Below are 17937 nucleotides of genomic sequence, written 5' to 3'. Positions count from 1 at the left end.
GAAATAAAAAGAAAAGGAAAGAACATTACATGCCGGCGGCACGAATGTTCAAGAATTTTCTGAGCACCTGGCTGAAAGCCAAGGAGGACAGGAAGTACCAGAAAAGCCAGTACGTGAACATATAGAAAACACGGTCACTCAGCAACTGTTCGCCCCAGAACGGGAAAAGCATAGACGCGTCGGGATGACCGCCGATGTAGTAATAAGCCCACATCAAAAACGGAATAGAAACCAAAACGATGTAAAGCATCGGCTTAAACTGGTCTTTCATCATTCCCATCTGCTCTTGCATAATCTCAGCCTGCTGTTCTTCCAAGCGTTTGAGCATGTAAGTGTTCTGCGATTCTTGAGCCTCTTTCATCTCTTTTTGGAAAATTTTCATTTTTTCCTGGAATTCAATCATTTTAGACTGATCCACCACATATTTCTGGATGAGAGAAGAATAAATAGCCGTAATAATCGCCATGGCCGATAAAATTAAAAAGAAATTCTGATCGCCCACAAGAGAAACAACCGGTGACATGAGAACATTCATGACTTCACCGATGATATTGCGGACACTCGGAATCATAATGCCGATAAAAAGAATTAAACCGGCACCTAATATGATTTTATTCGCCCATTCTCTGACTTTTTGCATATCCAAAATAATCCGACCTGTACTTTTAATTTAAATTTGAGAGACAGTCTTTTTATTTAAAAGATGCCACGATTTTGTCAATCTCGGCAAAAACGACATCAATATCTTTTGTGCCGTCAATGTCTTTGAGAAGACCTTTTTCATTATAATAATCAACCAAAGGCGCAGTTTGCTTTTGATAAACATCCAAGCGATTGGAAACAGCTTCGGAAGTGTCATCCGGTCTTTGGAACAATTTGTCGCCGCAAACATCGCAGACGCCTTCTGCTTTCGGCGGGTTGAAAACGGTGTGATAGCTGGCACCGCAACCGGACATCCATCTGCCGGAAAGGCGCTTCACCAAATCTTCGTTCGGAACGACAATATTGATGACAACGTCAATCGGTTTTTTAATTTCATCCAAAATTCCGGCCAATGCGTCGGCTTGCGGAATGGTTCTCGGATAGCCATCAAGCAAAAAGCCGTTTGCGCAATCGGGCTGAAGAAGTCTGTCTTTAATAATGCCGATTAAAACAGCATCAGGGACGAGTTCGCCTGCGTCCATGTATTTTTTTGCTTCTAAACCGAGTTCGGTTCCGTCTTTAACATTTGCGCGGAGAATGTCTCCTGTTGAAATTTGAGGAATACCGTATTTTTGAGAGAGCTTTTGTGCCTGAGTCCCTTTACCGGCGCCCGGAGGGCCGAATAAAATAATATCCATAAAATCACCTAAAATATAAAACTGAATTCAGAAATGGTTTAAAATCTGTTGTATCAGAAGTAAAAGAAATTAACATTTTTGTTATAAAAAGGATTCCATAACGAAAAATACAAAAAACGACAAACGAAAAAAGCAGAATTTGATGAAAAAATGAAAAGGAATCGCTTCTGCATTTTATATATTATTTTGAAAACGAATATCGGTTTTATTTTTTAGAAACCTGTGCCGTTCGCGCGCGGCGACCGTTTTGCGTCGGCAATACCGAACATTCATAAACCAAAAAAAAGACTTAAGCGAATTTCGCCTAAGTCTTTGAGTTGAACTTAAAACATTAATCTTCTTTTCCGAGGAACGACCGAAGCATCGGATGCATTTCCATCAGCTGCTCAGACGCGAGATCCTCGTACAAACGGTAGACAATACTGACCGTCAAAAGCAGACCTGTCCCGCCCGCGCTGCCGACCGTACCGAGCAAACTGGCGAACAAAGTCAAGAGACCGATGAACGCACCGCCGATAATGGTCACTTTCGGGATGTAACGCTGCATATACTTTTCAATGGATGCAATGTTGTTTCTGAAACCGGGAACCTGCATTCCGGAATTGTAAATCTTTTTGGCCGTTTGCTTAGCGCCCATTCCGGTTGTTTCAATCCAGAAGAGAGCAAAGATAATACCGCCGGCAACAAGCAGGAAAGCGTCGACACCGACGTGAAGACCGATCTGCCAAAGCGCGGGCGCGTCAAAGCCCATGGAAGCGTAATTGGACTGAACCAAAGACGGAATCCAATCCGACGGACTGTTGATTGCCGAGAGATAATACATAATGCCGTTAACAGGCGTTGAACCGGAATATTCGCCGAGGAATGTAATACCTCTGCCGGCGAGTAAAACACCGATTAACTGAATGTTTGCCTGAAGCGCGCGGACCAAAATCATCGGCAAAACGGAAGCGTAAATCAACTTCACAGGGAATTTACCGCGGGCACCGCGAACGGATGTGTGGGAAAGCGGAATTTCAATTCTGACACTCTCAACGTAAACGACAACAACGAAGATGATGACCGTTGAAATGAGTGACAAGATACCGGCATTCACCAAGAGGTAGAGTATACCGTCAAACGAAGAGAAGAGGGAACCGAGTTCGCCGCTGGAAATCAACTGGACCCATTTCGGAATGAGACCGATTGCAAATCCGTCAGTACCGGGGAGCCAGTTCACCAAACCGGTCACAATAGACTGTGAAACACCGGCAACGATGAACAAACTGATACCGGAGCCGATACCCCATTTGGAAACGACTTCGTCCATATACATAATCAAAACGCCGCCGATACAAATCTGGATGAACAAGAATAAAGTAATCACCCACGTATCGACACCGAGTGCCGCAGCCAATCCGGCGTCAGGTTGAATGTAACCGAAAAGCTGAGGAAGCGTCTCAAGAATAATCATAATGAAAACAAGGAACTTTTGAGCGCCTTGGAAGTAAGATTGGTCGCGCGGGTCGGACAAATCTAAGTGGATAATGTCACCGCCGACTAAAAGCTGCAGAATAATGGATGCCGTCACAATCGGACCAATACCGAGAACGATTAATGATCCGGTCGCACCGGCGAAGAACGCGCGATAATGCGCAAATAAGTCAATCGATTCGGCCGACATACCAAACAAGGGAATGTTCGATAAAATAAAGTAGAGCGCGAGAATCGCAAGCGTCCACATAATTTTATTTTTGAACAACACTTGTTTATCAGGTCTGGCGACAGCGGGTAACCTTGCAAAGATAGGCTCCATTACACTCCTGAAACTCATTGTTGACACCTGACTTTCACGAAAACACAAAAAGAAGCTTCAGCAACCCCTGCATTTTCGGAATACATTTGATAATTAAATTTGTAATTGTGAAATATTAGATAAATTTGAGCAAATCAACCGCAAACGGCGGGTGAAAAATTCATCCGTAAAACAGATGAAAGATGAAAATGATAGCGATTAATAGTATTAATATATTTTTGTATTGTTGAAATGCAAATATTCATATGACGACTCAAAACAGCAATCATATGAACGAAGCGAATGAATCAAACGAAATAAAAATAAAGAAAAAGAGAAGCAAAAAGCTTACTCTTCTGCTTCTTCTGAATCGTCTTCTTCGAATTCGTCGTCAAAACCGACTTCGATACATTCGCCGCCTGCTGCTTCAATCTTGGAGCGGGCAGATGCGGAGAACATTTCAGCCTTAACGATCATCGCTTTAGTCACACGGCCGCTGCCGAGAACTTTGTCGATTCCGATATCATAAAGGTCAACAACGAATTTGTCGCCGTCTTTTGTGATATAATCCGCTTCATTTTCGTGAAGGAAAGAAACGAGTTCATCCAATTCGCCGACATTGACGATGAAAACCGGAGTATCAACGATAGCCGGTCTGGTAAATCCTTTGTAGATGTAACCGGGTCTGTATCCTTCGCGCATGGCACGGATGAAGTGGTGAGCGTTACCGCCCGCATGTCCGCGACCACCGCGGTTACCGGCACCTCTTCTGTTCTTGTGGGTACCGCCGCCGCAGGTGCGTGATCCTCTGTATTTTTTAGTTCTGATGTGTCCCATGAAAACCACCTTATCTCATTTTGTGCAAAAGCACTGCAATGTCTTCGCCGTGGTTACCGAGAACGCCGCCCTGTTGAACGGTTCTCTTCAAACCTGCGTGTCCTTTTCTCGGCGGGTGAAGTCTGAAAACCGGCTTCATTGCGGGAACATCCTTAATTGCGATTTTTCCGTCAACGAATGCTTCTGCAAATTCTTTGATGGTTGCGTAAGGGGTTGTTTCCTTAATGTATGCGTCGGTTAAGCGTTCGCCGCCTTCGAGTCTGCCACGGGTTTCAAAGATTTCCGCAACAGTTTCCGCGTTGACTGTACCATATGCGATATAGTCTTTGGATTTCTGGATCATGCCTTTGTAAACATCGTTTTCCGGAAGAAAAACGCAGTGATTCACTTTGTGGAGACGGAGCATTTTAAGTGTGTCCGCAATTGATTCTCTGACTGCGACTGATCCTCTGACTCTGATAACTGCGTACATAATCAGACACCTCCGTTGCCCTTCTTAGGCATGCGCATTGTGTTGACGTTGTTTAACGCTTCAAAAGTTGCTTTGGCAAAGTTGAGCGTTGTACGGGTGGTTCCGGAAGTCTGGGTCCAGATGTCTTTGATACCTGCTTTCTCAAGCACTTTTCTGGCAGTGCTTCCGGCAGCGAGGCCGAGACCTCTGGGTGCGGGAACCAATGTCACAACGACACTGCCGATCTTGCCTGTGGCTTCAAAGGGAACAGTGTGTTCTTTTCCGCAGGCGCATTCCCAAGAACCGCAGCCGCGTTTGATGTGCGTGATGTTTAATTTTGCAGCGTCGATTGCCTTTTTGATGGCGTTTCCGACCTGAACATCTTTACCCTGACCGATACCGACATAACCGTCGCCGTTTCCGACGATAACGGTTGCTCTGAACTTAACACGTCTGCCGGAGTCAGTCATTCTCTGAACCATATTAATGTCAAGAACTTCGTCTTCAAGTCCCGGCAAGAGCGCGTCCACGATTTGGGGTTCTCTTAAAGGATAACGGGATTTGAGAGCGTCTTCCATTGTTGTAATTTGTCCTTCTGCGACAAGCTTTCCGAGTCTTGTCTTCGGGACCCATTCGTCTTCATTGTAAGCCATGTTTCTCACTTGAACTCCGCTTTGATTTTCTCGACTGCAGCGTCGAACTGTGCCGGCAAGTCAGAGCCGTTGTATTCTGCCGCGACTTCACCGCGAATGCGTTCATCGGACGGGAAAATGGATTCATCGTGGGGGATTTCAAAGCCGGCGTCAACGATGCCTTTTAAAGCTGCGTAAACGCGTGATCCGGAAGTGGATGCATGAAGTCCGATATCAAGAATGCCGTATTCATAACCGTTCTTAAGGGTTCTGAGTCCGAAAAGCAAACCGGTTAAGTATGCTGCGGTTGTGTTTCCTGTCGGTCCGCTGTAGCCGTATTTACCGAGTTCGGTTGAGATGGCAGAAGAATATGTGACATCGCCGATCGGTGTTGGGGCTATAAGCTGTATCTGTACATTGCGTGTGCTTTTGCGCACGACAACGCGGTCCTCTTTGGAGAGAAGGAGTGCGAGACGGGAGTGGTAGTTGGTACGACCCTCTCTTCTTCTTCTCATGGGAACCTTATATCTTGGTCCTGTTGCCATAACTAGCTCCTCAACTATTTTGTATTAATTTTAATAGAATCTAAATTAAAAATGAACTAAGAATCACAAGAAATGAAACATTAATTCGGCTGCTCATTAATCGCTTAATGAAACAGAAATTCACAGTGCATAAATGTTCAATAATAATTGAACCGCAAAAGATGTCCTGTGAAAGGATTTGGTAATACAGGTTTTGAGTATATAAGGTTTCTGGCAAAACCCGAAATGAACTGAAAGGCGGAAGAAGAAGACTAAAATGAACTGAAAAACTGAAGAAAACGGCTTAAATGAATTGAAAAACGAAAGACGACACCATAAATGAACTGAAAAACAGAAAAATACGGCTTCATTTTTGATTTTTTTAGATTTCCTGTGTTTTAAAACCTTTCTATTTTTATACCTTTTTCTACTTTTACACCTTTTTCTATTTTTCCATAATTAGTGGCATATTCCGCTAAAAAAATTATATAAAGGCGAACACGAATAGAAAATTGTTTGTTTTCGAAGAATAATCGAAAACACTTCCGAGTTGTTCATTCTCTAAAAAAATCAAAAACGTCGGAATGAATGAATCCGGAACATCAATTACAGATGAAATTTGATTCTAAAAAACGAAACAAACTGTAAAATTACGGCTCATTATGAGTGAATTGGCAGAACAATCATGGTATTGGTTCACCAATAAGTGTATTGGCTCACCGACTTGATGCGCCTCACACTTCACACCACGCAACTCAAACCGCACACCTCAAACCGCACGCTTTACATGACACCCCTTGTCCCGGACAAAGAAAAACAATGTGAATCGGTGTGATGAGGGCGGTCAGAGAGATTTGAGCACCGCATAACCGGTATTAAACCATCGTAAAAAACGGAAAGAGACAAAACGATGAAAATAAAAACGATTCAGATACTGTTTGCCGCAATTGCAATTTTATTGCTGACATCTGTTGCCTGCGCGGCTGAACATGTTATTGAAACAGAAGACGATTTGAAAAGAATCGGGACGGGAGAGTTCGGTTTGAATGATTCCTATACGCTTGCCGAAAATATTACGATTCGGGATGCGGTTTGGAATTCAATCGGATGCAACGATTATCCGTTTACAGGTACTTTTGACGGGAACAATAAATCCATTACATTTTGTAAAGACATCACACTCGTAAATGAAAATCGAAATGAAGAACAAAACGAAAAACAAAATGAAGAACAAAACGAAAAACAGAATGAAAAACAAAACGGAAACGAAAAACAAAACGGAAACGAAAAACAAAATAATTTTGCTTTTGACGGTTTCGGATTATTCGGCAATATTGAAAATGCAAACATCAAAAATATTTGCTTAATCATCTGCAACATGACAACAGAAAATCCGGGAGCGGAATCCGATTCGGAATTCAATGTTTTGCCGACAGGGCCTTTAGCCGGCTTTGTTTCCGGTGAAAAAACAGAAATTACAGACTGCCGCGTTTATAAAGCGATGCGCGGAACCGGAATGATTTATTCAAACACAGGAGCCGGCGGTTTGATCGGAATGGTTGATTCCGGAATGATTGATAACTGCACCTCTCAAGCGGATGTTTCGGCTTGTGCTGCTGCCGGCGGCCTGATCGGAATGACGAAGGAAGCGTTTGTATCAAACAGTTCGTGTGTCGGAAACGTGAATGCGGATGTCGCTGCCGGCGGTTTCGTCGGAACAGTTGCAGGCGCGTCTGTCATCACGAACAACAGCGCGGAAGGAAATGCAACGGCTGATGAACAAGCAGGAGCATTCGTCGGCGAGATTATCGCGCCGGGAAGCAGTTTTATTTACTGCAGATCAAGCAATTTGCAGGATATTATATTCGAACTGTTTAGACTTTTTGAAAACGAATCAAAAAATTAAGATGATATATCTGTTGCTTTTACAGGCAATATGATTACAAAAAAGGAACAAAAACGGAAGTCGCAAACCACCATACACCACAAAAACGAATAGGGTCACCACCCCTAAAATCCCAAAAACGAAACACACACCAAAAAACGAACCAAAAAACGAACCAAAATCGAATCAAAAACGAAAAATCAAAAACGCAAACAACCAAAAAACGAAACCAAAAACGATATCTGCGACAGATCGTTCCTTTTTTGATGGGAGTGTTTTGATTCCGAATATTTAATCCGGAACAAAACACTCTTTTACCCACACATTTCCCTTACATGTTTCACCCTTTTTGTATACAGTCAATCCGATTGGACAATCCGATCGGATTGTGTTGACACATTAACCCATTGTGTCATTATCGTCATCCTCTTCATCCCTTCTTCTCACAACAATGAAAGAAGAGATACTGAGGGCAAATAAACCGAGAACAGACCACGCCATAGATTTCTGTTCAGGACCGGCGGTGTAATAGCCGGCCGGAGACTCATTTGTTTTGACTTCTTCGACAGCACCTGATGTGTCGGAAACAGGAATATTGTCTCGGATGACGGCGTTGCCGAATCCTCCGCCATTATCACTCCTGCCGTTATCGACGATTTCGCCACCATCACCGTCACTACCATCGCCGTCATCACCATCGCCGTCACCACCATCGCCGTCACCACCATCACCACCATCACCGCCATCGCCGTCACCGCCATCGCCGTCACCATCGCCGTCACCGCCATCGCCGTCACCGCCATCGCCGTCACCACCGTCGCCGTCACCGCCATCGCCGTCACCGCCATCGCCGTCACCGCCATCGCCGTCACCACCATCGCCGTCACCGCCATCGCCGTCACCGCCGTCACCGCCATCGCCGTCATCTTTCGGTTTGCCCTCGCCGATGCCGAACAATTTCGGACAAATCTCATCGTCGATGATATACCATGTATAATCAGAATTCGGTGACTCGGAAATATCCCAGGATTCTGAAACGAAACTGCCTTCTCCTGTCACATAAGTTTCATAATCGTCCAATGTTTCGACATCCAAGCCGGTTCCGTAATGATCAAAATAATCGAGGCCGGTTCTTTTGTAATAGAAACTGTCTGTACTGATGACATTGCCTTCAAGATTGCCGACTAATCCCCCGCCGGTCAGTTCTTCATTAAGAACGTCGTACAGAGACAATCCCTATGCATAACTGTTTTTGATTGAAAGCGTCTGGTATTTCCCAACGAAACCGACAAGTCCGCCTGCGCTTGTGAGATCGGATTCGACATCGCCGGTTGCATAAACATCACGAATTTCAGTGTCTCCCGAAACATGACCGAGGAATCCGCCGGCGTTCATATTGGAACGGACAAAACCTGTCGCATAGCATTCGGAAAAAGTTCCGGATTCGGATTCACCAATCAAACCGCCGGCATTTCCATCATATATCCCCTCCCCCAGGACGGTGACATCGCCTGTTGCGTAACATTCAGAAACAGACCCGTCAAAAACATAGCCGACGAGACCGCCGACAGAATTCTTTTCAACGTTGACATGAATTTCCGAACCGCTTTTTTCAACACGGCCGGAATTAATGACACCGACCAAGCCACCGACTTTATATTTTCCGGAAACAGAAAAGGGAGTGACAGCCCTGGGTTCAGAGTCAGCGGGATCTTTCAAATAAACAAAACAGTTTTTGATAACCGCTGTTTCAACGGATTTGTCAGACCCCAAATAGCCGACCAAAACCCCTGTCGGGTTATCCGATCCGCCGCCTGACAAATGACTTTGAACGATGACGGTCAAATTTTCAATAATTCCTGAATTTTCCCCGTTGCTTTTGACATTGCCGAACAAACCTTGACCGTCGAATTCATCATTGTCCAACGCGACGCCGCTTTTTTGAACGGCGAATGTCACAACATCAGCATCAGAATCAAGCCCGTCGGCATGATTCAAAATTGTAATTGTTTTATTATTTCCGTCAAATTTTCCGGTAAAAGGTGTTTCATAATTACCGATTGATATCCATATTTTATCTTCTTCGTTTGAAAAATCAAGTGTCAGATTCTCTTCCAGAATAAAATCACCGGCGAGATTTCCGCGAATTAAATCCAAATCAGAAACGGATTCGATTTGAACCGGTTCTGCGGATGCGATGCCGACTAAAATAAAATAAAATACTGCAAATACCACCAAAACGATTTTTTTGTTTTTCATAATAACCCTGTCATATTTTCCATAAAATTCGAAATTCTTTGAATATACGAATTTAACAAGGCGATAATATCAGAGATTTAATATAAATTTAATCGACATATTATCTATATTTTAAAAAAGTATGTATAAATTATGTAAAATAAATAGGTTTAATAAAACTATACAAAGTCAGAAAAGAATAGATTTAAAAACGGTGGCAGAAGAAAGAACAATATAATGAAAGAAGTAATAAGCCACCCAAGAATGACATATAAAATTTAGGAAGCAGCAAATATATAAAAATAAAAGACATTAAATGTATGCCGATTAAGGTTTACCGGAGGGGTTTATAGATGAATAAAATATTAAAAATATTGACAATGGCCGCAATTTTCATGTTATTGTTGACACCTGCCGCCTGTTTAATAAGTACCGATGAAGCGGAACAAACCGCACTTAAATATAAAGAACAAAATGAAAGTAAAGATATCTACGGTCCGTATACATATCTGAACTCTCCCTATTATCTTGTGGATTACAAACCTGCCGATGATGCCAATTATACAAATGGTGTTATCATTATTGATGCGGAAACCGGAAAAGTAGTTAAAGATAAAGAAATTGTTGAAAAAATTGCTTTGACTCACTATATTTTTTTTGGCGGTTACTCCCAGGAATGGATTGAATCTTATGAAATGGACTCTACGTATTACAAGACCCGAGAAGGAATAATGAATGAGAACATCAAAACGATAAAAGAATCCATAAAAGTTATGAACAACACGACAAAAATGGATAATTATCTTACCATAACAGAAGTGATGAAAGAAACATACAGTGATTTAAGTGCCTGTCGAGATAAACAAGTGGATGTTGCCAAGAAAATTAACGCAGGCGAAACATCTTATGAAAATGCTGTTATTGTCGTTGCATTAAAAAAAGAGTTCATAACACTTACTGAAACTTTTTTGGAGAATATGAAAGAGTATCGGAAACAGGTTAATGTATATTATGACTTAGGCAACACGATGGGGTATAACTCAGACAGATATTCATGGGAAAATGGCAGAGAAAGAGAATTAGCCCATATTGACAACTTGGTCGAAGCCATGACAGAAGATTACGAATATGACAAGACATATGTCGAAACTTCCGTCGAATATGCAGATTACCTGGTCGCTGTTTATGACCAAAAGTTAAAGAAATACGGAGATCCTGAAACGCCCGGATTCGGAATATTCTTTGCCGTTGCCGCCGTTTTGGTCGGTTCTGTTTTGATAAAAAGAAAAGAATAACAGATGAATGAAATCGGCAATATCCGTTTCAGATATTGCCGAGCAAATCAATTTCAATATTATTTTTGACCCTTCTTCATTTATTCTTCATCATCATGCTTTCTTTTTATCACAACAATATTAACAAATAAGAGAACAAAGCAAAGCTACCGCTCATCTAAAAATCAAAATTTCAAAAAAAGAGAATGAAAAATGTGTCAAAAGACACATTTTCAGAATTATTCTTCAACTTTAAGGTGGGCTTCAAGGTGAGCGACGTTTCTGAATTCGCCGCCTTTTGCCTTTCTGTAGAATTTACAGTAGGTGGTTCTGTCGATGGATTCATCAGCACGCATCTCTTTAAGTCTTCTTCTGAGTGCGCGGATTTTCTTCATCCACAAGCCTTTGCTGTATGTTCTGGCGCCTTTCTTACCTTTTCTGGAACCGGGGCCTTTTCTGTGACCGTACTTGCGCTTTTCAGCGACAAGTCTTGCACGTCCGCGGCTGACACCTTTGACTTTCTTGGCTTTAATCGTGCCTTCTGCAATCAAACCGCGAATGTCTTCACGGGTGATGGCTTGAGCGATTTCGTCCATTTTAGCCGGGTCGAGCCAAACGCGGTCAAGACCGCAGTCAAGGACCTGGGAGGCCATTCTTCTCTGGTTTTTCAAATTTGCCATGATTTTACTCCTCCTTTCCCGGGTTCAAGACCTTGATATTGAATTCTTTGGCTTTGGCAACAATTGCCGCCTTTTTCTTGCCGCCGACAGTGCCGCCGATTCTGACAGCTTCGTATTCGGGGTCAACAAGAACAAGATCGTCCACGTTGTAAACCAAGATTTCATCGTAACCGGACGGGTGCAAGCCTTTGGTCAAGACCGGGCTGCCGTAACCGACAGTTGCGATAGCGCCTTTACCGAGGTAACCGCGGCGCTGTTTGCTCTGAAGACCGCGCGGGCGTCTCCATGCTTTTGTCAATCTCTTGAACTTGTGGTGGTTCTGTTTGTGGAAAGACGGTTTCTTGCCTTTCTGAACTTTTCTGACTTTGAACAAACGTCTGATTTCAGGATCCGCATCAAGCAAATTGGTTGAGACAGCGGGTGCGTCAGCATTGACGTTTTCAACAGTTTCTTGAATGTTTTCTTCTGTCATTTAAATCACCTTTATTTCTCCACCACATAAATTCCGTCCTGGAAAACACGCGGGTCAAATCTCTTGATTTTGGTTTTCTGTTCGATGTTTGCCGTTGTCTGGCCGACATCTTCCTTGCAGACACCGGAAACCACAACGCTGTTGCCGCTGATCTTGACGGTTGTGTTACCGACAATCTTTGCGACACGGGGTTTCTTTTCTCCAAGGAAATTGCTGATGACGAAGGTTTTGCCTTCGACTTTTGTCTGCATCGGGAAGTGTGAGTAAACGATGTTCATCTTGTACTCAAAGCCTTCCGTCACACCTTTAATCATGTTGCGGATGTGAGAAGCGTATGTACCGGCCATTGCCTTGTAGTTCTTGCGCATGATATCAGAGTCAACGACGACTTCGCCTTCGTTGAGTGTAATCACGATGCCGGGGTAATACAATTCCTTTGTATTCTCGCCTTTGGGGCCTTTCACGGTCACGATACGGTTGTCGTATGTGACAGTAACGCCTGCGGGAACTTCAACGGATCTGGAAATTTCTTTTGCCATTTTTCAGTTTCCCCCTTAATAGACATAGGCGAGCAGCTTTCCGCCGACATTTTGTTCACGTGCTTCGTGGTGTGACAAGACACCTTTGGACGTGGTCAATACAAGAACGCCGAAGTTCTTTGCGGGCAAGTATCTCTTTTCCCACTTTTCGAAGTCGTCAAGGGCCAAAGAGTAACGGGGCTTGATTGCACCGCAGTCGTTAATGGCACCGGCCAACTTAACTTCGAAAACACCGGCTTTACCGTCTTCGACAAATTCGAAAGACTCAAGGTAGCCGCCTTCTTTCATAACGTTCAAAACATTACCGATAACTTTGGAAGCGGGGCGAATGACACAGGATGTCTTGCCGACAGCTTCCGCGTTCTTAATCACAGATAATGCATCTGCCAAGGGATCAAATAATACCATATCTTGTCACCTCAGCTGTATTTGTTAAAGCCCATCTTCGGGGCAACTTCTCTGAAGCAGTGCCTGCATAAGTAAATGCCGTATTTGCGAACGAGTGATTGCTTGCGACCGCAGCGCTTGCACTCATTGGCACCTCTTCCGAAACTCTTTTTCGTTTGTACCATTTTAAACGACCTCCACACCGTAGTTTTCCGTCAAGAAAGCAATTGCGTCTTCCTTGTTCATTTTGTGTCCGGCAGGGACTTTTCTCTTTTCGATGCGTCTCTTACTGATTCTGTCACCGGGTCTTTTAAGGACGACGACGACGTCCATACCGAAAACGCCGATGTTAGGATCATATTTCATACCGGGGAAATCCGTGTGTTCTTCAATACCAAAGGAAACGTTTCCGTTGATATCGAACTGGGAGTTTCTGAGAGTTTTTTCGACAATGTCTAAAGAGGTTGTGAGGAAGTTTTCCGCGTTTTCGCCTCTTAAAGTCACTTTACAGCCGATCGGCTCTTTCTTTCTGATACCGAATGCAGGTGCAGTCATTTTAGCAAATGCGCGAACGACTGTCTGTCCGGTGATTTCCGCAAGTATGTTTTCTGCATCGACGAGGTGCTGACCGCTTTCGCCGACACCCATATGGACAACGACTTTTTCAATGACAGGAGTTCTCATAATATTTGTCATATTTATTCTCCTAACTTAATCACTGGTTTGTCTTCACCGATTACGAAAACATAGTTTTCGATGGTTTCAATTTCTGAATCTGTTCCGGAAATCGTCACCACGTTGTTCTTGGAACTTTTGATGATGTTGATTTCTTTGAGCGTTCCGACCATACCGCTGTGACGGCCGCCTGTGATCATGGCGAGGTTACCGACTTTGTATTCCAACTTCTGGAGAATTGCTTTGTCCGGAAGTGAAATTTTAATCGTGTCTTTGGTTTTGTAGTCTTCAGACGCGAGGATGTTGGTACCGTCATGAAGGTTGAGCTGTGTTTTGCCGCCCTTCACGGTGGTCTTGTTCAATATTTTGCAGACCTTAAATTTGGCGCGTTCTTCATCAATTGTGTTGAGATAGAGACGTCCTTTGGAGTCCTGCAACATACGATAATACTGATTGTTTGCCGGGATTGCGATAACATCGAAAAGACCGACAGGGAACTTCAAGCTCTTGCGGGCAATACCGTCGACGAGAACCTTCTTTTCCAAAAGGATCTGCTTTGCTTCTTTGGCATTGTCAACGATCTTAAGCATATCTCTTAAGATAACGACGAGCGGAAGGCTTGAATCTTTGTTGTGCGGACCGGGGCTTGTTGCCGTAATCCATTTGTTGGTCTTTTTCGGGACTCTCCAGCTGGTCGGCATTGACATTCTTTTTTGGTGCATTTAACTCACTCCTTTCCGCGAATGCGTGCTTCGCGCGTTTTGTCTTTCAGTTCGAGTTTTGTGATCATCACAACAGACGGGTAAATCGGTCTGGGGACTTCTTCGCCGTTCACTTTCGTGGAGACGACACCGGAGACGTGGATTGTACCTGTTTGGAGATCGACTTTCTCAACCTTTCCGGAAACACCTTTGTAGTCGCCGCGCATGACGGTAACAGTGTCACCGACAATAACGTGGGCAGAGCGGGTGTTGTATTTGACGGACAAGTCGCTGTTAAGGCGAGCGCCCATGAATTTTTGCCTCATGTGAAGCGGGGCGTTGTATCTTGCCTTTCTTTGTTTTCTGGGTTGTTTGGATGTTTTAAACATATTGATTCACCTCAGACAACAATAGAAGCGGTTGTACCGACTTTCGGGAAACGTTCTGCAACTTCTCTGGCAACCGGTCCTTTAATGTCAGTGCCTTTCGGAACACCTGAATCATCGACGAGAACCATTGCATTGTCTTCGAAGGTAATGCGGATGCCGTCAGGTCTTCTGATTTCCTTCTTTTGGCGGACGACGACAGCGAGGAAGATTTGCTTTCTCATCTCAGGCGTTCCTTTCTTAACGGAAACAACGCACAAGTCGCCGACACCGGCACACGGGTATCTGTTTTTGACACCACGGTATTTCTTAACGGAGATAATCTGAAGGACTTTTGCACCTGTGTTGTCAACGCAGTCAATGCGTGCGCCTGCGTTTAAGGCTCTCGGAATGTTTGAGCGAATGGCTTTCATTCTTTGACCTCCTCAACTTTGACAACGACAAATGATTTTGTCTTACTGATCGGGCGGCACTCTGCAATCGTCACAACATCGCCGAGTTTTGCGTTTAAGCAATGGGGGTTGTGTGCGTGCATGATTGTGCGGCGCTTTTCATATCTCTGGTACTTGGGTACCATTTTTTCATAACTTCTTTCAATAACGACGGATTTGTCCATTTTAATGCTGACGACGGTGCCGACGAGGATTTGTCCTCTGACGGGGAGCTTGCCGTGGAACGGGCAGTGGACGTCATCGCATTCCTTTGTGGGTTCCGGAACGTCTAATCCAATATCTCTTGCCATAAATTAGCCTCATTTTCTTGATTTCTTTAAGTTCTTAATCCGATTTTGGGGTTGTGAGAGCGTGATGTTTCCATCGATTTTTACGGATATGTTACGGCCTGTTTGAGAGATCCTTTCCGGAATCGTAAATACGAATACTGTTCCTGCCTTAGGAACAATCTTAATGAAGCCTTGAGAGGTTTCAATTTTAATCGTATTTCGAGTTTCGTCAATGACGCGGCCGGAAAGACCGTTTAATGTCGGGTCGCAAGAACTGTCCACCTTAACGAGAAGCCCAATCAATTCGTGATAGGGCAACTCTGCAGGTGTGATCTCAATTTGTGTCATTCGTTATGAATTATCTTTCATCTCAACTTGAATCGTCTTGATGCGTGCAATCGTTCTCTTAATTTCACCGATACGTCCCGGGTTTTCGGGAGCGCCGCCGGCGGAAGTCAAAGCACGTTCGCGGATCAATTCGTCGTTCAACTTTTTGATTTCGTCAATTCTTTCGTCTGCTGACATCTTGCGGATGTCGCTGGTTCTTAAGATTGCCATTATTTCTTAGCCTCCTTGTGAACGCGGGCCATCGGGTGCCAGTAGTCGTATTCATTGTGTTTGTGCTGCCAAACGCCGTCAACCAATCTTCTGATTTCGTTGATGTCGGAATCTTCAACAACGATTTCATCGTCGTTTCCGGCGTCGCCTTCAGCGCAAACTTCAACTTCAGTCACTGTTTCGACAACTTCGACGGCTTCAACTGTGCCTTCTTCGTTGACGACTTCTGTGACAGTCACTTCTTCAACCACAATTGTTTCAGGTTCGCATGCTGCGCCTTCTGTTGCGGTCTCGGTTGCTGCTGCTTCAGATGCTGCAGCGGGTGCGGCAACGGTTTCAGCGGCGGCAACAGTATCGTCAGCTTCGGGTGCTGCGACAACGCCTTCTTTCATTTTGAAAGCGTCAGGCAAAACTGCACCGGGCTGGACGATCTTAACACGGCAGCCGAGCGTACCGAGTTTCTTGACGGCAACGGCGTAGCCGGTGTCAACGATCTGCTCTGCCGGGTGACCGGAGTGCTTCACGTATCCGTCAATGAATTTTTCGGTTCTGGCACGGGCACCTGTCAATTTACCGGAAATGATAACTTCACAGCCGAGTGCACCTGCTGCCATAACGGCGCGGATGGTGTTGGTACCGGCTTTTCTGAAGTACCATCCTCTTTCAATTGAGGAAGCCAAGCGGTTGGCCATAATCTGTGCATTGAGCTCGGATTTTTTAACTTCCTGAGCGTCAATTTGGGGGTTGTCAACACCATAAATGTCAACAACGTCCTGTGTGAGCTTACGAATCACTTTACCGGCTTTTCCGATAACCATACCGGGTTTTTCGGAATAGATCGTAATCTGTGTGCCGAGCGGTGTTCTGCTCATGTTCATTCCGCCGTAGCCGGATCTACCGAGCTGCTTTGCGAAATGTTCATCCAAAGAAGCTTTGGTATAACCGTCTTTCACGAATTTTTTCTCAACTGCCATTAGAGCACCTCGCTCAAAATGATTTCAATGTTCACCGTAGTGGTGTTCTTCGGGGAGGCGCGTCCGCGAGCTCTGGGGAAATATCCGCGAATAACTCTTCCTCTGTTGGCACGAATGCTTTTGACAAACATGCGGGAGGGTTCGAGTCCTTTGTATTCGGCGTTGCTTTCCGCGTTTCTCAAGACTTTCAAGACTTCAACGGAGGCGTTAACGGGGTATTTACCGTTTGCCATCGGTCCTTTCTTGTGACCGGAGCCGTCTGTGTGTCTCTTGAACGGAACTGCCTTTTTCATGACCACGACATCGTTCAGGTATGCTTGTGCCTGGGGCAATCTCATTCCCTGAATGAAGTGGCAGATTTCTCTTGTTTTCTTAAAAGAGATGTGGAGTTCTGATGCCGTTGCTCTGGAGGTTGTCTCCGGATCGGCTTTCACTGAATAGTTAAGTCTTCCCATTTTCACACCTCACTTCAACGGAACGAATTTACTGGAACGCGTTGCACCAACACCGGCGCTGCCGTGGGACACTCTGTGTCTTGTCGGAGCGAATTCGCCGAAGCGATGTGCGACCATTTCCGGCTGGATTTCAATGTCGACGAACTTTTTGCCGTCATAGACAGAGACAACTTTGCCAACCATTTCCGGTAAGATAATCATACCACGGGTGTGGGTTCTGACTGTCTTTCCTTCACGCATGTCCGCAAGGGCTTTCTTTTGGACTTCCGTGAAACCTCTTTTAATTGTTCTTCTCTCGCGTGAAGGGAGAAGTTCTGCGAATTCCTCAATGCTTAAAGCCTGAAGCTCAGCAATGGTTTTTCCGCGGTAAGTAAACTCACCCTTACGCTTCGGTAATCTTGATGATCCTGATTTTTTTGCTGCCATAATATCAC

At 44.4% G+C, this 17937-nt stretch carries 27 protein-coding genes; 3 read left to right on the top strand and 24 right to left on the bottom strand.

From position 1 onward, the window contains the following. Positions 1-25 precede the first annotated feature (25 nt). The 7 genes from C7391_RS03160 to C7391_RS03130 all read right to left on the bottom strand — a co-directional run bounded on the left by C7391_RS03160 (position 26) and on the right by C7391_RS03130 (position 5579). On the bottom strand, positions 26-640 hold the full coding sequence (locus C7391_RS03160) for a DUF106 domain-containing protein (RefSeq protein ID WP_133517095.1): 615 nt from the start codon (positions 638-640) through the stop codon (positions 26-28). A gap of 52 nt (positions 641-692) precedes the next feature. Continuing rightward, positions 693-1340 carry an adenylate kinase gene (locus tag C7391_RS03155; protein WP_133517094.1) on the bottom strand — a complete coding sequence of 216 codons (648 nt, stop codon included), beginning with the start codon at positions 1338-1340 and terminating at the stop codon, positions 693-695. A 331-nt stretch (positions 1341-1671) separates the two neighbouring features. Next, positions 1672-3153 (bottom strand): preprotein translocase subunit SecY, encoded by a 1482-nt coding sequence (gene secY, locus C7391_RS03150; RefSeq protein WP_133517093.1) that lies wholly within the window; start codon positions 3151-3153, stop codon positions 1672-1674. A gap of 309 nt (positions 3154-3462) precedes the next feature. Then, the gene (locus C7391_RS03145; RefSeq protein ID WP_133517137.1) at positions 3463-3942 is read right to left on the bottom strand and encodes an uL15m family ribosomal protein; all 480 of its coding nucleotides are present in this window, start codon (positions 3940-3942) and stop codon (positions 3463-3465) included. A 19-nt stretch (positions 3943-3961) separates the two neighbouring features. Next, positions 3962-4423 carry a 50S ribosomal protein L30 gene (locus C7391_RS03140; RefSeq protein ID WP_133517092.1) on the bottom strand — a complete coding sequence of 154 codons (462 nt, stop codon included), beginning with the start codon at positions 4421-4423 and terminating at the stop codon, positions 3962-3964. Positions 4424-4425: 2 nt separating this feature from the next. Beyond that, positions 4426-5055 carry a 30S ribosomal protein S5 gene (locus C7391_RS03135; RefSeq protein WP_133517136.1) on the bottom strand — a complete coding sequence of 210 codons (630 nt, stop codon included), beginning with the start codon at positions 5053-5055 and terminating at the stop codon, positions 4426-4428. A gap of 5 nt (positions 5056-5060) precedes the next feature. Then, a complete protein-coding gene (locus C7391_RS03130) occupies positions 5061-5579 on the bottom strand; it encodes a 50S ribosomal protein L18 (RefSeq protein ID WP_133517091.1) in 519 nt (172 codons plus the stop codon). A gap of 685 nt (positions 5580-6264) precedes the next feature. Here C7391_RS03130 and C7391_RS08565 point away from each other — a divergent pair. Both C7391_RS08565 and C7391_RS03125 read left to right on the top strand, forming a co-directional pair. Beyond that, positions 6265-6393, top strand: a complete 129-nt coding sequence (locus C7391_RS08565; protein ID WP_263295335.1) for a hypothetical protein — start codon at positions 6265-6267, stop codon at positions 6391-6393. Positions 6394-6468: 75 nt separating this feature from the next. Next, on the top strand, positions 6469-7464 hold the full coding sequence (locus C7391_RS03125) for a hypothetical protein (protein ID WP_133517090.1): 996 nt from the start codon (positions 6469-6471) through the stop codon (positions 7462-7464). Between the two features lie 378 nt (positions 7465-7842). Here the strand turns inward: C7391_RS03125 and C7391_RS03120 are convergent, their stop codons facing one another. Further along, positions 7843-8676 (bottom strand): hypothetical protein, encoded by an 834-nt coding sequence (locus tag C7391_RS03120; RefSeq protein WP_133517089.1) that lies wholly within the window; start codon positions 8674-8676, stop codon positions 7843-7845. Positions 8677-8679: 3 nt separating this feature from the next. Beyond that, a complete protein-coding gene (locus C7391_RS03115; protein ID WP_133517088.1) occupies positions 8680-9702 on the bottom strand; it encodes a GLUG motif-containing protein in 1023 nt (340 codons plus the stop codon). Between the two features lie 332 nt (positions 9703-10034). On the opposite strand from C7391_RS03115, the gene C7391_RS03110 reads away from it, so the two are divergent. Beyond that, complete coding sequence (locus C7391_RS03110; protein ID WP_133517087.1) at positions 10035-10976, top strand: PepSY domain-containing protein; 942 nt, start codon at positions 10035-10037, stop codon at positions 10974-10976. Positions 10977-11194: 218 nt separating this feature from the next. Here the strand turns inward: C7391_RS03110 and C7391_RS03105 are convergent, their stop codons facing one another. From C7391_RS03105 to C7391_RS03035, 15 genes are read right to left on the bottom strand one after another with little or no spacing between them, the layout of a single operon-like run. Beyond that, on the bottom strand, positions 11195-11635 hold the full coding sequence (locus C7391_RS03105) for a 50S ribosomal protein L19e (protein WP_133517086.1): 441 nt from the start codon (positions 11633-11635) through the stop codon (positions 11195-11197). A 4-nt stretch (positions 11636-11639) separates the two neighbouring features. Beyond that, a complete protein-coding gene (locus C7391_RS03100; protein ID WP_133517085.1) occupies positions 11640-12107 on the bottom strand; it encodes a 50S ribosomal protein L32e in 468 nt (155 codons plus the stop codon). Between the two features lie 11 nt (positions 12108-12118). Then, positions 12119-12646, bottom strand: coding sequence for a 50S ribosomal protein L6 (locus C7391_RS03095; RefSeq protein WP_133517084.1), 528 nt, complete (start codon positions 12644-12646; stop codon positions 12119-12121). A gap of 15 nt (positions 12647-12661) precedes the next feature. Further along, the gene (locus C7391_RS03090; RefSeq protein ID WP_133517083.1) at positions 12662-13054 is read right to left on the bottom strand and encodes a 30S ribosomal protein S8; all 393 of its coding nucleotides are present in this window, start codon (positions 13052-13054) and stop codon (positions 12662-12664) included. An 11-nt stretch (positions 13055-13065) separates the two neighbouring features. Beyond that, on the bottom strand, positions 13066-13218 hold the full coding sequence (locus C7391_RS03085; RefSeq protein WP_133517082.1) for a 30S ribosomal protein S14: 153 nt from the start codon (positions 13216-13218) through the stop codon (positions 13066-13068). Between the two features lies 1 nt (position 13219). Beyond that, positions 13220-13717: a 50S ribosomal protein L5 gene (locus C7391_RS03080; protein ID WP_133517135.1), complete on the bottom strand. Its 498-nt coding sequence runs from the start codon at positions 13715-13717 to the stop codon at positions 13220-13222. Between the two features lie 14 nt (positions 13718-13731). Further along, positions 13732-14430: a 30S ribosomal protein S4e gene (locus C7391_RS03075; protein ID WP_133517081.1), complete on the bottom strand. Its 699-nt coding sequence runs from the start codon at positions 14428-14430 to the stop codon at positions 13732-13734. A gap of 5 nt (positions 14431-14435) precedes the next feature. After that, the gene (rplX, locus tag C7391_RS03070) at positions 14436-14798 is read right to left on the bottom strand and encodes a 50S ribosomal protein L24 (RefSeq protein ID WP_133517080.1); all 363 of its coding nucleotides are present in this window, start codon (positions 14796-14798) and stop codon (positions 14436-14438) included. Between the two features lie 11 nt (positions 14799-14809). Further along, on the bottom strand, positions 14810-15208 hold the full coding sequence (gene rpl14p / locus C7391_RS03065) for a 50S ribosomal protein L14 (protein WP_133517079.1): 399 nt from the start codon (positions 15206-15208) through the stop codon (positions 14810-14812). After that, positions 15205-15537, bottom strand: a complete 333-nt coding sequence (locus C7391_RS03060) for a 30S ribosomal protein S17 (protein WP_133517078.1) — start codon at positions 15535-15537, stop codon at positions 15205-15207. The genes rpl14p and C7391_RS03060 overlap by 4 nt, the downstream gene beginning before the upstream one ends. 9 nt (positions 15538-15546) lie before the next feature. Further along, positions 15547-15864, bottom strand: a complete 318-nt coding sequence (locus tag C7391_RS03055; protein WP_133517077.1) for a ribonuclease P protein component 1 — start codon at positions 15862-15864, stop codon at positions 15547-15549. 3 nt (positions 15865-15867) lie between these two features. Then, positions 15868-16074 (bottom strand): 50S ribosomal protein L29, encoded by a 207-nt coding sequence (gene rpmC / locus C7391_RS03050; protein WP_133517076.1) that lies wholly within the window; start codon positions 16072-16074, stop codon positions 15868-15870. After that, positions 16074-17048 (bottom strand): 30S ribosomal protein S3, encoded by a 975-nt coding sequence (locus C7391_RS03045; RefSeq protein ID WP_133517075.1) that lies wholly within the window; start codon positions 17046-17048, stop codon positions 16074-16076. Before C7391_RS03045 ends, rpmC begins: the two co-directional genes overlap by 1 nt. Then, entirely contained in the window at positions 17048-17503 is a 456-nt protein-coding gene (locus C7391_RS03040) for a 50S ribosomal protein L22 (RefSeq protein WP_133517074.1), read from the bottom strand. The genes C7391_RS03045 and C7391_RS03040 overlap by 1 nt, the downstream gene beginning before the upstream one ends. Before the next feature lie 9 nt (positions 17504-17512). Beyond that, positions 17513-17929 carry a 30S ribosomal protein S19 gene (locus C7391_RS03035; protein ID WP_133517073.1) on the bottom strand — a complete coding sequence of 139 codons (417 nt, stop codon included), beginning with the start codon at positions 17927-17929 and terminating at the stop codon, positions 17513-17515. Positions 17930-17937 lie beyond the last annotated feature (8 nt).

The sequence above is a fragment of the Methanimicrococcus blatticola genome (assembly GCF_004363215.1).
Classification (GTDB): Archaea; Halobacteriota; Methanosarcinia; order Methanosarcinales; family Methanosarcinaceae; genus Methanimicrococcus; species Methanimicrococcus blatticola.
The sequence above is the reverse complement of the archived record's forward strand: the minus strand, read 5'-3'. Positions and strand labels throughout refer to the sequence as shown.

Excerpts from the sequence above, each read along its gene's own strand:
- C7391_RS03160 (WP_133517095.1), bottom strand. The coding sequence starts at position 640 with ATGCAAAAAGTCAGAGAATGGGCGAATAAAATCATATTAGGTGCCGGT.
- C7391_RS03155 (WP_133517094.1), bottom strand. The coding sequence starts at position 1,340 with ATGGATATTATTTTATTCGGCCCTCCGGGCGCCGGTAAAGGGACTCAG.
- secY (WP_133517093.1), bottom strand. The coding sequence starts at position 3,153 with ATGAGTTTCAGGAGTGTAATGGAGCCTATCTTTGCAAGGTTACCCGCT.
- C7391_RS03140 (WP_133517092.1), bottom strand. The coding sequence starts at position 4,423 with ATGTACGCAGTTATCAGAGTCAGAGGATCAGTCGCAGTCAGAGAATCA.
- C7391_RS03135 (WP_133517136.1), bottom strand. The coding sequence starts at position 5,055 with ATGGCTTACAATGAAGACGAATGGGTCCCGAAGACAAGACTCGGAAAG.
- C7391_RS03130 (WP_133517091.1), bottom strand. The coding sequence starts at position 5,579 with ATGGCAACAGGACCAAGATATAAGGTTCCCATGAGAAGAAGAAGAGAG.
- C7391_RS03125 (WP_133517090.1), top strand. The coding sequence starts at position 6,469 with ATGAAAATAAAAACGATTCAGATACTGTTTGCCGCAATTGCAATTTTA.
- C7391_RS03115 (WP_133517088.1), bottom strand. The coding sequence starts at position 9,702 with ATGAAAAACAAAAAAATCGTTTTGGTGGTATTTGCAGTATTTTATTTT.
- C7391_RS03110 (WP_133517087.1), top strand. The coding sequence starts at position 10,035 with ATGAATAAAATATTAAAAATATTGACAATGGCCGCAATTTTCATGTTA.
- C7391_RS03105 (WP_133517086.1), bottom strand. The coding sequence starts at position 11,635 with ATGGCAAATTTGAAAAACCAGAGAAGAATGGCCTCCCAGGTCCTTGAC.
- C7391_RS03100 (WP_133517085.1), bottom strand. The coding sequence starts at position 12,107 with ATGACAGAAGAAAACATTCAAGAAACTGTTGAAAACGTCAATGCTGAC.
- C7391_RS03095 (WP_133517084.1), bottom strand. The coding sequence starts at position 12,646 with ATGGCAAAAGAAATTTCCAGATCCGTTGAAGTTCCCGCAGGCGTTACT.
- C7391_RS03090 (WP_133517083.1), bottom strand. The coding sequence starts at position 13,054 with ATGGTATTATTTGATCCCTTGGCAGATGCATTATCTGTGATTAAGAAC.
- C7391_RS03085 (WP_133517082.1), bottom strand. The coding sequence starts at position 13,218 with ATGGTACAAACGAAAAAGAGTTTCGGAAGAGGTGCCAATGAGTGCAAG.
- C7391_RS03080 (WP_133517135.1), bottom strand. The coding sequence starts at position 13,717 with ATGAGAACTCCTGTCATTGAAAAAGTCGTTGTCCATATGGGTGTCGGC.
- C7391_RS03075 (WP_133517081.1), bottom strand. The coding sequence starts at position 14,430 with ATGCACCAAAAAAGAATGTCAATGCCGACCAGCTGGAGAGTCCCGAAA.
- rplX (WP_133517080.1), bottom strand. The coding sequence starts at position 14,798 with ATGTTTAAAACATCCAAACAACCCAGAAAACAAAGAAAGGCAAGATAC.
- rpl14p (WP_133517079.1), bottom strand. The coding sequence starts at position 15,208 with ATGAAAGCCATTCGCTCAAACATTCCGAGAGCCTTAAACGCAGGCGCA.
- C7391_RS03060 (WP_133517078.1), bottom strand. The coding sequence starts at position 15,537 with ATGGCAAGAGATATTGGATTAGACGTTCCGGAACCCACAAAGGAATGC.
- C7391_RS03055 (WP_133517077.1), bottom strand. The coding sequence starts at position 15,864 with ATGACACAAATTGAGATCACACCTGCAGAGTTGCCCTATCACGAATTG.
- rpmC (WP_133517076.1), bottom strand. The coding sequence starts at position 16,074 with ATGGCAATCTTAAGAACCAGCGACATCCGCAAGATGTCAGCAGACGAA.
- C7391_RS03045 (WP_133517075.1), bottom strand. The coding sequence starts at position 17,048 with ATGGCAGTTGAGAAAAAATTCGTGAAAGACGGTTATACCAAAGCTTCT.
- C7391_RS03040 (WP_133517074.1), bottom strand. The coding sequence starts at position 17,503 with ATGGGAAGACTTAACTATTCAGTGAAAGCCGATCCGGAGACAACCTCC.
- C7391_RS03035 (WP_133517073.1), bottom strand. The coding sequence starts at position 17,929 with ATGGCAGCAAAAAAATCAGGATCATCAAGATTACCGAAGCGTAAGGGT.